Annotated in this window: 13 protein-coding genes and 2 pseudogenes; 3 read left to right on the top strand and 12 right to left on the bottom strand. The window is 35.6% G+C overall.

All coding sequences use genetic code 11. From position 1 onward, the window contains the following. Nucleotides 1-90 precede the first annotated feature (90 nt). The 5 genes from gntK to zwf all read right to left on the bottom strand — a co-directional run bounded on the left by gntK (nucleotide 91) and on the right by zwf (nucleotide 7,344). Nucleotides 91-1,614, bottom strand: a complete 1,524-nt coding sequence (gene gntK / locus ACFWDE_RS08775; protein ID WP_377891693.1) for a gluconokinase — start codon at nucleotides 1,612-1,614, stop codon at nucleotides 91-93. A gap of 341 nt (nucleotides 1,615-1,955) precedes the next feature. Beyond that, the gene (gene fsa, locus ACFWDE_RS08770) at nucleotides 1,956-2,624 is read right to left on the bottom strand and encodes a fructose-6-phosphate aldolase (protein ID WP_000667688.1); all 669 of its coding nucleotides are present in this window, start codon (nucleotides 2,622-2,624) and stop codon (nucleotides 1,956-1,958) included. 203 nt (nucleotides 2,625-2,827) lie between these two features. Further along, nucleotides 2,828-3,721 (bottom strand): phosphogluconate dehydrogenase (NAD(+)-dependent, decarboxylating), encoded by an 894-nt coding sequence (gnd, locus tag ACFWDE_RS08765; protein WP_016129964.1) that lies wholly within the window; start codon nucleotides 3,719-3,721, stop codon nucleotides 2,828-2,830. Between the two features lie 104 nt (nucleotides 3,722-3,825). After that, nucleotides 3,826-5,820, bottom strand: a complete 1,995-nt coding sequence (tkt, locus tag ACFWDE_RS08760) for a transketolase (RefSeq protein ID WP_377891558.1) — start codon at nucleotides 5,818-5,820, stop codon at nucleotides 3,826-3,828. A gap of 39 nt (nucleotides 5,821-5,859) precedes the next feature. After that, a complete protein-coding gene (gene zwf, locus ACFWDE_RS08755) occupies nucleotides 5,860-7,344 on the bottom strand; it encodes a glucose-6-phosphate dehydrogenase (RefSeq protein ID WP_377891556.1) in 1,485 nt (494 codons plus the stop codon). 380 nt (nucleotides 7,345-7,724) lie between these two features. Here zwf and ACFWDE_RS08750 point away from each other — a divergent pair. Further along, nucleotides 7,725-7,895, top strand: a pseudogene (locus tag ACFWDE_RS08750) (winged helix-turn-helix transcriptional regulator); the annotation flags it as partial. A 70-nt stretch (nucleotides 7,896-7,965) separates the two neighbouring features. On the opposite strand, the gene ACFWDE_RS08745 reads toward ACFWDE_RS08750, so the two are convergent. Further along, nucleotides 7,966-8,481 (bottom strand): heme-degrading domain-containing protein, encoded by a 516-nt coding sequence (locus tag ACFWDE_RS08745; RefSeq protein ID WP_377891554.1) that lies wholly within the window; start codon nucleotides 8,479-8,481, stop codon nucleotides 7,966-7,968. 634 nt (nucleotides 8,482-9,115) lie between these two features. Between ACFWDE_RS08745 and ACFWDE_RS08740 the strand changes: the two are divergent. Continuing rightward, nucleotides 9,116-9,553, top strand: a pseudogene (locus tag ACFWDE_RS08740) (VOC family protein). A 122-nt stretch (nucleotides 9,554-9,675) separates the two neighbouring features. Here the strand turns inward: ACFWDE_RS08740 and ACFWDE_RS08735 are convergent. The 4 genes from ACFWDE_RS08735 to spxA all read right to left on the bottom strand — a co-directional run bounded on the left by ACFWDE_RS08735 (nucleotide 9,676) and on the right by spxA (nucleotide 11,347). Next, nucleotides 9,676-10,008: an IDEAL domain-containing protein gene (locus ACFWDE_RS08735; RefSeq protein ID WP_033718111.1), complete on the bottom strand. Its 333-nt coding sequence runs from the start codon at nucleotides 10,006-10,008 to the stop codon at nucleotides 9,676-9,678. A gap of 158 nt (nucleotides 10,009-10,166) precedes the next feature. Next, nucleotides 10,167-10,580, bottom strand: a complete 414-nt coding sequence (gene saiR / locus ACFWDE_RS08730) for an Rrf2-family transcriptional regulator SaiR (protein ID WP_002146539.1) — start codon at nucleotides 10,578-10,580, stop codon at nucleotides 10,167-10,169. A 189-nt stretch (nucleotides 10,581-10,769) separates the two neighbouring features. Beyond that, nucleotides 10,770-10,904, bottom strand: coding sequence for a BA3454 family stress response protein (locus ACFWDE_RS08725; protein WP_002146538.1), 135 nt, complete (start codon nucleotides 10,902-10,904; stop codon nucleotides 10,770-10,772). 47 nt (nucleotides 10,905-10,951) lie between these two features. Beyond that, nucleotides 10,952-11,347: a transcriptional regulator SpxA gene (spxA, locus tag ACFWDE_RS08720; protein ID WP_377891551.1), complete on the bottom strand. Its 396-nt coding sequence runs from the start codon at nucleotides 11,345-11,347 to the stop codon at nucleotides 10,952-10,954. A gap of 641 nt (nucleotides 11,348-11,988) precedes the next feature. On the opposite strand from spxA, the gene ACFWDE_RS08715 reads away from it, so the two are divergent. Continuing rightward, nucleotides 11,989-12,333: a winged helix-turn-helix transcriptional regulator gene (locus tag ACFWDE_RS08715; protein WP_377891549.1), complete on the top strand. Its 345-nt coding sequence runs from the start codon at nucleotides 11,989-11,991 to the stop codon at nucleotides 12,331-12,333. 77 nt (nucleotides 12,334-12,410) lie between these two features. Here the strand turns inward: ACFWDE_RS08715 and ACFWDE_RS08710 are convergent, their stop codons facing one another. Both ACFWDE_RS08710 and ACFWDE_RS08705 read right to left on the bottom strand, forming a co-directional pair. Beyond that, entirely contained in the window at nucleotides 12,411-13,148 is a 738-nt protein-coding gene (locus ACFWDE_RS08710; RefSeq protein WP_377891548.1) for a GntR family transcriptional regulator, read from the bottom strand. Nucleotides 13,149-13,179: 31 nt separating this feature from the next. Continuing rightward, nucleotides 13,180-14,241 (bottom strand): oxidoreductase, encoded by a 1,062-nt coding sequence (locus tag ACFWDE_RS08705; RefSeq protein ID WP_377891546.1) that lies wholly within the window; start codon nucleotides 14,239-14,241, stop codon nucleotides 13,180-13,182. Nucleotides 14,242-14,287: the final 46 nt, after the last annotated feature.

The following is a 14,287-nucleotide window of genomic DNA, read 5'->3' as shown; positions in this document are numbered from 1 at the left end:
AAGTAGCCTTAAACTATTTATATTGAAAGAATATCCTAAAAAATCGGAGTACCTCTTTATACGTTACCATATTTTCTTGCTAAATAGCCTTTAAACCCATTTTTTTTGATAAGCTGCTATACTTTCATATTCTTCTTCTAAATGACGGGACAAACGAATATAAATCGGCGTTAAATCTTTATATTTTTTCACACTTTCCATATTTGGCTCATGATAGAAATTTGCACCTACCATTTCAGCAACTACGTCTAATGTATTTACTTCACCTAAGCTATATAAACCAAGGATAGCAGCTCCTAAGCAAGAGCTTTCGAAACTTTCAGGAACATATACATCTTGATGAAAAATATCCGCCATCATCTGTCTCCAAAGTTCCGACCTTGCAAAACCACCTGTCGCTTGAATTTTTTTCGGTTCGCCAATTAGCTCTTTTAAAGCGAGAAGAACGGTATATAAGTTATAAATTACCCCTTCTAAAACAGCACGGATAAGATGTTCTTTCTTATGATGCAATCCAAGTCCAAAGAAAGATCCTCGCGCATTTGCATTCCATAAAGGAGCTCTTTCCCCTGCTAAATACGGATGAAATAATAAACCATCGGACCCCGGATTCACTTTTCCTGCTATTTCAGTAAGCACTTCATATGGATCTTTTCCTAAGCGCTTTGCAAGTTCAATCTCTGAAGTGCCTAATTGGTCACGAGCCCATCTGAAAATCATGCCACCGTTATTAACAGGTCCACCGATTACCCAATGGTCTTCAGTTAGGGCATAACAAAAAATTCTACCTTTTGGATCTGTTACAGGACGATTTGTTACAGCACGTATCGCACCACTTGTACCGATTGTAACCGCAACAACCCCAGGATCTATTGCATTTACACCTAAATTGGATAGTACTCCATCACTCGCCCCTACTACAAAAGGCGTAGAAACAAGTACATTCATCTCTTTTGCAAGTTCTTCATCTAATCCTATTAAGCTGTGCGTTGTTGGAACAAGCTTAGAAAGCTTTTCATCTGTAATTCCTGCAACATGTAGAGCCTCTTCATCCCATTTTAAAGATTTCAAATTAAACATTCCTGTTGCCGATGCTATTGAATAATCAATTACATATTCCTTATATAACTTATAAAAAACATATTCTTTGATCGAAATGAATTTATAACTTTTTGCAAATAATTCTGCCTGCTCATTCTGTAGCCAAACTAATTTCGAAAGTGGTGACATCGGATGAATTGGTGTGCCAGTACGCAAATAAATTTCATGACCATTCATATCATTCTTTATTTTCTCCGCCCAGCTTGCGCTTCTATTATCTGCCCAAGTGATACATCTCGTTAATGGAGTCCCCTCTTCGTCTACAGCGATGACGCTATGCATTGCCGAACTAAAGGAAACACAAAGAATATCAATCGGTTGTACATCACTTGATTGTATAGCTTCTTTAATCGTATGTATCACTGCTTGAAAAATCTCTTCTGGATCTTGTTCTGCTATTTCTGGTGCTGGAGAATATAAAGGATATTCAATCCCGTGGCTTGCAATAACAGACCCATCAATCGAAAACAAAACTGATTTTGTACTAGTTGTCCCAATATCTACACCAATCATATATTTCGAGTTCACTATGTAACCCCTTTCAAAATATTCCTATAACAAAAGAGCACCCACAAAGTTCTTCCTTAAGTGAGAAGGATATTTACATATACATACTTGAGAGCACCATAATTTATACGAAAAAAGACTCGCCCTTATGAGAATTACGTTTTAACAAACTTTACTCTCATAAGGGGGGCCTTTTCCTATCTATTGTGCTATTTTGAAAATGAATCGTTTCTTTATTATATTGCCGTTTTCACGTAATAAGATGCCAAACTCTAGATTAATTTTAAAGGATGAAGTTACATAGAGAGTGGCCCTCTCGTGAAAAAGCAATTGAAAACTTCACTTCATTATAATTTAGGCGCTTTTGCCCAATCCGCAGCAAACTTTTCAATACCTTGGTCTGTTAATGGGTGCATAGCAAGTTGTTCAATTACTTTATAAGGAATTGTTGCAATGTGAGCACCTGCCATCGCTACACGAGTTACATGATCTGGGTGTCTGACAGAAGCCGCAATAATTTGTGTATCTAATTGATGAATATCGAATAATTCAGCAATTTTAGCAACTAATAGTACACCATCTTCAGAAATATCATCTAAACGTCCTAAAAATGGAGAAACGTACGTTGCACCTGCTCGGGCCGCTAAAAGAGCTTGGTTCACAGTGAAAATAAGTGTAACGTTCGTTTTCACACCTTTTTCAGTAAGATAGCGACAAGCTTCTAATCCTGCTAACGTCATCGGAAGTTTTATCGTGACGTTTTTATCGCCACCGTTAATTTTAATTAATTCTTCTGCTTGAGCAATCATTTCTTCAGCTGTAACAGCATCTGGCGTTACTTCTGCCGAAACAGACTCAACTTTAGGTACTGCCTGACAAATTTCTGCGATACGGTCTTCAAACTTAACGCCCTCTTTTGCTACTAAAGAAGGATTCGTTGTAACACCAGCTAAAACTCCAAGTTTATATGCTTTTTTTATGTCCTCAAGATTTGCAGTATCAATAAAAAACTTCATGATTAATTCCCTCCAGTTTTTAAACGTTGATGAGTTACATGTTTAGGATGCCTATCCCGCTATTTGCCGGGCAGTAAGACCCCCACCTCAAAATTCAGCGAAGCAAAGAAGTTAGGTGGGGGTCGGGCTTCCCGTAAAAGCCCGATTGGTGAAGGCTAATAATCAGTGGTGGATAAAGAACCCCCACTGATTAAAGTTTCACTTTATTTCTTTTCTACTGCATGTCCGCCAAATTCATTGCGCAGAGCTGCTACAACTTTCCCTGTAAATGTATCATTGTCTAATGAGCGGTAGCGCATTAATAGAGACATTGCGATAACAGGCGTTGCTGTTTGAAGGTCTAATGCTGTTTCTACTGTCCATTTCCCTTCACCAGAAGAATGCATAACGCCCTTAATTTCATCAAGTTTTGCATCTTTAGAAAATGCATTTTCAGTTAATTCCATTAACCAAGAGCGAATTACTGAACCGTTGTTCCATACTCTTGATACTTTTTCATAATCGTAATCAAATTCACTTTTCTCTAGAATCTCAAATCCTTCACCAATAGCAGCCATCATACCGTATTCAATTCCATTGTGAACCATTTTTAAGAAGTGACCACTACCAGCTTTTCCAGCATATAAGAATCCATTTTCTACAGCTGTATCGCGGAAGATAGGTTCAACGATTTCCCAAGCTTCTTGATCTCCTCCGATCATGTAACAAGCACCATTACGAGCGCCTTCCATTCCGCCAGAAGTTCCTGCATCCATAAAGTGAATGCCATCTTTCTTTAATTGCTCATATCGGCGAATAGACTCTTTATAATGTGAATTACCCGCTTCAATTAAAATATCTCCTTTTGAAAGCAATGGTGTAACCTCATCAATAACAGAATCAACAACAGCATGCGGAACCATAACCCAAAGAATTCTTGGTGATTCTAATGACTGAACAAGTTCACTTAAACTAGATGTACCTGTAGCCCCATACTCTTTCATTTCTTCTACTGCGCTCGTATTTAAATCAAATGCTGCTACTTCATGTTTATGATCAATTAAATTTTTCCCTAAGTTTAATCCCATTTTACCTAAACCAATTAATCCTACTTGCATAATATAATTCCTCCTCAGATTATCTTTTATTAAAAATCCATATCACTACGATTTTGAATACCTTTCAGTATCGATAAATCTAGAAAGGTATTCACAGTCATAGCTTAAGAATTCAATACATTTTGTGTAATGTGAACAACATTTTCTGCCGTAAATCCAAATAGATTCATGACTTCAGCTCCAGTTCCTGAAGCTCCAAATGTTTCAATTGATAATACTTTTCCTTCTTGGCCTACATAACGCTCCCAACCGAGAGATACACCCATCTCAAGAGATACTCGTTTTGTTACAGAAGACGGAAGAACCGATTCTTTATATTCTTGCGATTGACGATCAAATAACTCCCAGCTCGGCATTGCAACGATACGAACAGAAACATGTTCTTCTTCTAATTTTGCTTTCGCACTAACAGCCAATGATACTTCAGAACCTGTCGCAATTAAAATCACATCCGGATTTTCATTTGTTTGTGTTAATACATAAGCTCCTTTAGAAAGATTCTCTATATTCGCTTTCGTTTCATCAAACACCGGTAAATTTTGACGGCTAAGTACTAAAACGACTGGGCCATCCGTTTGCTGTAAAGCATAGGCCCAAGCACTCGCTGTTTCATTTGCATCTGATGGGCGGATAACTGTTAGACCAGGAATTGCCCGAAGAGCTGCCAATTGTTCAATTGGTTCATGAGTTGGACCATCTTCTCCTACAGCAATCGAATCATGTGTAAATACATAAGTAACAGGTAACTTTTGCAATGCAGCAAGTCGAATTGATGGACGAAGATAATCATTAAATACAAAGAATGTACTCACGAAAGGTTTTACTCCTCCATGAAGTGCCAGCCCATTCGCTGCCGCTCCCATTGCATGTTCACGTACACCGAAGTATATATTTCGGCCAGCAAACGATTCTACTGCGTACACTGCTTCACCTTTCATATCTGTCATAGTAGAATGCGAAAGATCCGCACTTCCACCGAAAATAGAAGGAATCGATTTCACATAATGATTAATAGCTTCCCCACTTGCAACACGAGTTGAAATTGTTTTTTCAGTATCAAAGGATAGAATATCATTCGCTTCGATTAAAACCTCACCTGTAATCGCTTTTTCTAATTCATCCGCTAGTGCAGGGTTCACTTCTCTGTATAAGTTAAACTGCTCATTCCAGTCGTTATCTTTTTCAATACCTTTTTGTTTCAGTTCATTAAAATGAGCTTTCACTTCTTCAGGTACAAAGAAATCTTCCTCATAATGCCAACCATACACTTGTTTTGTCGCTGTCGCCTCTTCTACTCCAAGCGGGTTACCATGCGCTTTATTTGTTCCAGCAACTTTTGGACTTCCATAACCTATAATTGTTCTAATTTCTATAAGAGTAGGTTGATCCATATTTTCTTTCGCTAATTGAATGGCTTTTGTAATAGCATCGACATCGGTTCCATCTTCAACTCTTACATATTGCCAATGTACAGATTCTGCCCTTTTCTGAATATCTTCAGAGAAAGCAATGCCTAATTCACCATCAAGTGAAATTTCATTTGAATCATACAGTACAATTAACTTACCAAGTTTCATATGTCCTGCCATTGACATCGCTTCATAAGAGACACCCTCCATTAAATCACCATCTCCAACTAAAGCGTACGTATTGTGATCTATAATAGAGTGACCATTCTTATTAAACTTCGCTGCTAAATGAGCTTCTGCCATTGCCATTCCGACAGCATTGGCAATCCCTTGTCCTAACGGTCCTGTAGTCGCTTCAACTCCAGGAGTATGACCAAATTCAGGATGTCCTGGTGTTTTACTATTTAACTTTCTGAAACTTTTCAAGTCATCAATTGAAACGTCATATCCAGCTAAATGAAGTAGGCTATATAATAGACTAGATCCATGTCCCGCCGATAAAACGAAACGATCACGGTTAAACCATTCTGGGTGACTAGGATTGTAATTTAAATGATTCGCCCATAATGCATAAGCCATCGGTGCTGCTCCCATTGGAAGACCTGGATGACCTGAATTTGCCGCATTAATAGCATCAATCGATAACGTACGAAGTGTATTCACTGCTAATTGATTTATGTTTTGTGCCATAGTAATTGTCCCCCTAAATACCTTCATTAAAGAATGTACTTATTTTTCCGTTTTTTGATCTAACCACCATTTAAATTCACTTTCTTGTAACAGTGCATTAGCCGCATCTGGACCATATGAACCAGACTCATATTCATGAAGTGGCAATAAGTTTTCCTCGAATGCTTCGAGAATTGGTTGTACCCATTCCCATGACAATTCAACTTCTCTCCAATGTGCAAAGAATGTAGCGTCTCCACTCACAGCATCATGGATAAGTCTTTCATACGCTTCAGGTACTCCCACATCCGCTTGCTCGCAAGTAAAGTTAATACGGATTGGTTCAATCTCTCCATTTTTCAATGGATTTTTACTATTTAACTGTAATGAAACATTCTCACCTGGGCTAATTTCAATTATTAATAAGTTAGGTTCTGCATTTGGATTATTATCTTGATATTGCTGTTTTAACGTATTTTTAAATTCAATTACAATACGAGTAGACTTTTCTTTCATTCTTTTTCCTGTTCGTATATAAAATGGAACGCCAGTCCAAAACGGATTATCGATCCATAAGCGTGCAGCAACAAATGTGTCTATGTTAGAAGAAGGATTTACTCCTGGCTCCTCTTTATACGCTATAACTTGTTGTCCCTTTATCTCTCCCAAAGAGTATTGACCGCGAATGATATGGTTCTGAACGTCTTCTTTTTTCACTTTACGAAGTGTCTCCATTACCTTTCGTTTTCCCTCTCGAATTTCAGATGCATTAACCTTTTCCGGAAGATTCATAGCAGTCATCATTAATATTTGTAACATATGATTTTGAACCATATCACGAATGGCTCCTGCGTGATCATAATAGCCTGCCCTTTCTTCGACCCCAACAGTTTCACTAGCTGTTATTTGTACATTCGCTATATGTTCTTTATTCCAAATTGATTGGAGAACAGGATTTGCAAATTCTAGTGCTTCAATGTTTTGAATCATCGGTTTACCTAAATAATGATCAATACGGTATATCTCGTCTTCTTCAAACGTTCGACTAAGCTTATCATTAAGCTCACGAGCAGATTTGAGATCGTGCCCAAATGGTTTTTCAATCATCAGGCGTTTCCATCCATCCGTTTTATCAAGTCCGCTTTCCTTAATATTTAAAGCAATTGTCTCGAAAAATTCAGGTGCAACTGAAAGATAGAACATTCTATTACCTTTTATATGTAGTTCTTCTTCCCTTTCACGAACGACTTGTAATAACCTCTCATAGTCTTCTGGCTTACTCACATCTAATGGACAATAGCGAAAATTATCTAAAAAACCTTCTAGTTCTGGAGTACCTTCTTCCCTATGACGAGAAAACGTCTCTATTGATTCTTTTATTCTTTCTTGAAAATCTTCATGAGATACTTGACGTCTTCCAAGCCCGATAACGGATATTTGCTTTGGAAGCTTTTGATCTCTATATAAGTTATATAGTGCGGGGTAAATTTTTCTTTTAGCTAAGTCCCCTGTCGCTCCAAATAAAACAAAGGTCATTGATCCCAATTTCAGTCCCCCTCATGGTGTATAATCATTGTCACTATATTAAAAATGAATTGTACAGAAGCTCATACTCTTGTTGATTCATTCTTGCTTCTTCTTATCTTCTAACTCTTTTCTTTTTATAAAAAACAAAGAGTTATCAAATTTCAATTCTTTTATACCTTTCGCTTTCTAATTGTCCCCAATATTAATAGTGGCAATTCAAAGCATTTCTACCACATCATACTTATCCATTTTAACTTACATAAAATAATTTAATTACTTTTAGTAATTAAATTATTTTACATCTAGTATATTAACTACATATATTATTATCGTCAAGAAAAACATCTCGAATTAAAGAGTTTTTATTCCGTAATCTATTTCAGAGTTTTGTCTATTTATTAGAAGAAGACGGTATAATCCAAAGAATAGCGTACAACCGAAAATAGAATATTACTTAACTAATTACGGTTGGCCTCTAGAGTCCATACTAGCTTCTCTTTGTACTTTTTTAGGAATGTCATCTCGAAAAGAATGGGAATACGTCCTTGCTCATTACAGGAAACAAATAATAAAAAGGCAAAAACGAACAGGAATATGTTCGTTTTTGCCTTTTTTATTTGACCATTAAAATGAATTCCATTATTGCTTCAAATGATTTTTAACTGCTCTTATTACCAATTCATGATCTACTTCTGGTGGTAATCCTGAGACTGTTATCATCCCAATAACCCCTACGTTTTTTATTTGGATAGGAAAGCATCCCCCAAACGCAGCGTATTCTGAAGCATCTAAAAGATATTTTTCATTATATGAGATTCCAGTTATTTCACTTTGTATCTGCATATAATACGAGCTATGATTATGCAGGGAAACGACCCGTTTTTTACGCTCAATCCATTTCGTATTTTCCTCAGTTGTCCCTGTCATCTTGAAATGAAATAATTGCACACCATTTTTTGTTATATCAACAGCAATCAATTTCCCCTCTCGCTTTGCTGTTTCAACGATAAATAAACCTAATTGCAAGGCATCTTCATTTGTAAAAGAGGAAAATTGAAGAGTTTCCTCCTCTATTAAAATTTGTTTACTTATTTCACTCATATTTGAAGTACTCATATCCTTAACCTCCATAACTGTTTTATGCCGCACCGGCATTTTTAGGAATTATTAGGTTCTATAGTACAACCTTTCAATTATTCTGAATCTAAATAAACTGCTGTAACATCGTTAGTAACTAATATCGTAAAGCTCGTTTTCTTATTACAGGTGTTATTATTAATTAAATTCAACACAATAAAAAGTACGTACTTTAAAGTACTTTCCTACTTATCCCCCTCTTACAGAGACTATTATGAAATATATTTAACACTTTAAAAATGTATGTACTAAACATTAATATTTTAAATATTAAACTTTTTTCACTCAATGACCGCCATCCAAATTCATCTATGGAGTTTTTTATCAAGTGAAACAAAAAGAACCTAGTCGGTATTAGATTCTTTTCTGTTCGAAAAACACTCTTCCACGATACATTTACATAAGTTACGATTTCATGCACACACTCTTTCCTGCCTTGTTACAAAAGACTTAGAATAGAACTTCTATTAAAGGCTCATTTTAATTACAGTAAAACATTGATGAAAAGAATAAATTTTCAAAAAAACTTATTTGTCATGTTATCATTTAAGGTCCATTTTTATAACTTTCACAATTACATCACCTAAAAAAATAGGAGGCAACTAAGATAAGTGAAAAAACAGCAGGCTTCTCATAAGTAAATCACGTTGGAATTATTGTAAATAATTTAGAAAAATCTATCGTTTTTTATGAAGCATTAACAGGTAAGAAAATATCAAACATCGATGAAATTGACGGAAAGAGAATGGCGCAGACCCAAGGACTTGAAGATACTCGTATTAAATATACCAACCTTCACTTAGACAATTTGAACATCGATATTTTAGAGTATATTGTCCCTAAATCAGATAAAGCATGTTACTCAAATGATTAAATTAGTGCAATGCATCTTTGTTTTGAAGTAGAAGATATTGATGCCGCTGTAGAACGTCTAAAAGCAATTGGGGTACAACCAGATGGCGCGCCAATTGTCTTTCAAGAAGAAGATGGCTTGAAATCTAGATTTGGTACAGGAGTTGCCTACTTCCGTGATCCAGATGGTACTAATTTAGAGCTTATTGCTCCAAAAGGTCCATTTAGACGTGACTAATTAAAATATATTAAGGTGTTTGTATTTTTTACAGCGCTACAATGAACTTGTGAAAAGATACTAAGTTTTGCTCATGTGAGTACCGAAAAAACCACCTTATGTGAAAGGTGGCTTTTTTGTTGCTAGTCGTGAAAATTAACTAGCTCTTTTATCGCGTTTAATTTTGAAGAAAGGCCGATAAACCATTCTTCATCTCCGGTTACTAATGCCAGATCTATCAGAAAAAGGATTTGCTCCTTGTTTATTGCCTTTGATTCAGGGAGTTTTTTAACGTGTTTACTTAAAATTGAAATTGTTTTGCTTATCGTGTCTTCGTTGTCACATCTAATAACCATTACCTTCACTAATTCTCCTAGGGTATCAAATGATTCAATATAACCAGTTATTAATTCACCCTCCCTTGATATTCCTCGAACCCAATCTCCTACTTCTAAAACAGGATTATTATTTGACATCATACTTTTTCACCTTCTTACAAATGATTTTAGTATTAATAAAATAGAATAACTTCTCATTTTTTAGTGACGGCAAACAAGATATAAAAACCAAACTGTACTGTTTTTTATTACATTTAAACGTTAAGAACTTCACAGCTATATAACAATCAAACTGCTCATCGTTCTTGATTAATAAGATCCACAACTTCTTTCATTGTATAGTTCTTTAAATATTCACCTAGATGTTCTTCAGCACCTAAGAAAATAGTAAAAAGGACTTTTCGCATATTCGAACCTACAATACACTGGTCATTCGATTCTGGACATTTAGGTTGCAAAGCACCTTCTGAGGTTATTTGATAAATATTCCAAAGACTAACTTCACTTAAATCTCGAGCAAAAATAAATCCTCCACCAATCCCCTCTTTTGATTGTATAAACTTATGTTTTTTTAACAAACTTAGCACTTTGCGGATGCGTACTGGGTGAACACCGGCACTTTCTGAAATAGCATTACTTGTTGACATCCGGTCTGGCTGTAGAGCTAAATAAGTTAAACTGTGAATGGCCAAGGTAAAGTCACTGTTCATAGTCTTCCTCCTACGATATAAATTACTAATCACTTTTCAACATACTGTAACCATAAATATTACAGATAAGTTTGTCAAACGTTAAAATATATAAATAATTCTTACCATGAAGAAATAAATTTCTTTGTATTCTATCGGAGCTCATCTATGTTCCATTACTTCATTTAGCTCTTTAAGCGTAAAATAAATTTAAAGATTCCACTGTTTCTTGACTTGCTCTTCTGCCAATTGTTCAATTTTTGTCCAGATCGTATCTTTGCTCACAATAACATTTGTTTGATAATTTCTATTTTTATAATTAACTGTAACGCATACTTCAATCATCTCTTGCTTCCTCCTTTCAAAAAATTTCCCTTAAGAAATATTACTTATTAATTAGCCAACTTTTGCAATTCGATGTTCAAAAATGTTCGAACGCTACGTGGTAAAAATTTACGAATTTCTTCCTCATTAAAACCAATCTGTAATCTTTTCTCATCCAGCATAATTGGGCGGCGCAACATTTGAGGATACTCAATTATTAATTTATAAAATTCATTAAGCGAAAGCGCCTCGATATTTATATTTAATTCCTGAAAAGTTTTGGATCTAGTTGAAATAATTTCAGTAGCCCCTTCTTCAGTTAAACGAAGAATTGATTTAAGTTCATCAGCCGTCATAGAATTTGATACGATGTTTTTTTCAATATAATCAATTTGATGCTCCTCAAGCCACGCTTTTGCTTTTCGGCATGAACCACAGCTTGCTGTTGTATATAGAATCACCATATTTTACACACTCCTTTAATGCTTTTTATCAAATGTACACTTATTTCAAATATGTGCTATTAAAATGTATTAAAAAAAATTACAGTTTAGAATCAAATTCACGTAATGTTATTTATTCGGCAATGTTTAATTTATCTTAACTATCCGTTTCCTTTTAAAATGATACTTTAATAAAATTAATGTATCTACATTTTACAAATGATGACAACTCACTTCTAAAAACCATACTGTAATTTTAAACTTTACAGTTCTATTAATCAACTGTTAAGTCTTGGATTAATTCTATTAACGTAACAAATCGTTTTCTTTTGTGTGAATGCTCCCATAGTGTTACGCTAACCAATTCTAAATGCATTTTAAAGTACATGTTATTCATTTCTCGCTTACATGTGCAATTATGGAATATATTTAGCATAATAAAAAATACGCACTTTAAAGTATTATAGGTACTAAAAAGTAACATATGAATTTTCTAGTGCAGTTCTACTTACTTCCCTCTTACATCGGTTATTATGAAATATATTTAGCACAATAAATAGTACGCACTTTAAAGTTTTATAGGCACTAAAAAGAAATATTTTAGTACGAAAACGTATGTAGCCCCAAAACTGAAATCTAAATTCATCAAAGGAGGTTTTTTGATGAAGACATACAATATTCCTGTAGAAGCGACTTTAGAAGTTATTGGTGGAAAGTGGAAAGTTGTTATCCTTTGTCATTTAAAGAAAGGAACAAAAAGAACGAGCGAATTAAAACGTTTAATGCCTGGTATTACACAAAAAATGCTAACACAGCAATTACGTGAACTAGAAGAAGACGATGTAATCCAAAGAAAAATATATGACCAAGTACCACCAAAAGTGGAGTATTCTCTAACTAATTACGGTTCGTCTTTAGGAGCAATACTAGATTCACTTTGCGCTTGGGGAGAAGGTCATCTCGAAAAAAATGGGAACACTTCTATGCTTATTACAGCTGATGAATAATAGCTGTTCCTCAATATGTGTAAATTCTATCGAAGACATAAAAAACGGTCGAGACAATACTTGCCTCAACCGTTTTTTTATGTCTCTTTATAATTTTTTGCGGTAATGACTGTTTCAAATTCAAAGGTTTCTGGCAGATGATCGGCGTAAGAATACTCGAAGGTGCGTCCGTCCGTCAAGTAGGCCACTTGTTCGACTCGCATTAGAAAATCCTGATTTGTTAAGTTCATAAATTGCTTTTCCCTATCATCTGGGCGAATTCCCTTGACCCTGACAACGGATGTTCCCACTTCTAGCCCAAGTTTATTTTGAATGTGCGAGTATATCGACTCCTCTAAAACTGAAGCTTCAACACCTGGGATGACCGAAATTGGCATCCATGTATGCTCCATAATCGTCGGAATGCTGTGAATGATGCGGAGGCGAATGATTTTATAGACAAAATCACCGACGGAAATCCTCAATTTTTCAGCAACTATTTCATCGGCACCTACAATTGTAAACTCGATAATTTTACTTTCTACCTCACTACCGTAAACTGCTTTCGTACCTGTTAAGGTTTGAATCATTCGTGCCTTTTCCTGCTGACGCCAATCTTGAACCACTGTTCCACTTCCGCGCCGGCGAATAATGTAGCCGTCTCTTACTAACAAGTCCAACGCCTTTTTAATAGTAAGAACTGAAACGCCAAATTCTTCAGCAAGGATAGGGCTACTCGGAATTTTTTCGTTGATTTTATATTCAGCGTCTAAAATTTGCTGTTTAATTTTTTGATAAATGCCGAGGTATTTTACTTGAGTTGATCCACTTGTCACTTCCCTACCTCCTTTTATGCTTAACTACCTTCTATTCATTCAAATTTAAAGCTTCAAGTTTGTAAACTGAAGGTGATGGTGCAGCAAATCCGTTTTCCAAGATTTCAATATTCGTTACCGCTTCTTCGTCTTTCACAAGTTTTGGTGCACCATTTACGATTGTTTCATACGCCGCATCATAGAAACGACCGTAATCGCCAAGCGGCGTTTTAATTTGTTTTTCAATCCAGTCACCGTTTGCATTTCGATATTTAGCAACTCCATAGTACATCGGCGAATCTTCACCAAATCCTGAACTCTCAGGCATAATACCCGCTTTCAGATCATTTTCCTGCTGATCTTCACCGTATTTAATAAATGATCCATTTGTTCCATGAACGATAAAGCGTGGATAATCTTTCGCTACAACATGGTTGGTTTTCAGTTTAATTTTCAGCTGATTTCCGTAATGTAGACCAACATCGAAATAGTTATCCACCGCACCTTCCACTTCATTATTACGAATATCGTATGTCACTATATCCGGACGGCCGAATAGTGAAATCATGCGGTCCATCGTATGAATACCTAAACTGTAGAATGAACCTTCTTCTTTTGTACCTTCATGAGTGATTGAACCAGGACGGAAATAATCAATGTGCGATTCAACCTCAACAATATCACCAAGGAATCCTTGTTCCACAACTTGCTTAACAGCTAAGAAATCACCATCAAAACGACGGTTTTGATACGGCATAACTACTACACCTTTTTCTCGTCCTAAAGATAATAATTCCTTAGCATGTTCTACTGTATCGCAAAATGGTTTTTCAACGATAACCGATTTCCCAGCAAGTATAACTTTTTTCGCCAATTCGTAATGCGTATGCGCTGGCGTGCAGATCGTCACTACTTGAATTTCTTTGTCATTCAACAATTCGTCCAAATCAGTGGTGAAGTAAACACCTTTTTTCTGATATGGATCTGCTAATTCTTCATTAATATTGCGGGCAAAAATCGTTTTTACTTTTATATTTTCACGTATTTTCACATAAGGTAGGTGATAACGGTTAGCTGATTTTCCAAATCCAATAAAGCCCATTGTCAATGTCATGTTCTTCAACTTCCTTGCTCATAAATTTTTGTTTCTATATTTATTA

The organism is Bacillus sp. NPDC060175 (genome assembly GCF_042728695.1).
Lineage (GTDB): Bacteria > Bacillota > Bacilli > Bacillales > Bacillaceae_G > Bacillus_A.
Note: the sequence above shows the minus strand (reverse complement) of the source record. Positions and strands in the feature narration are given on the sequence as shown.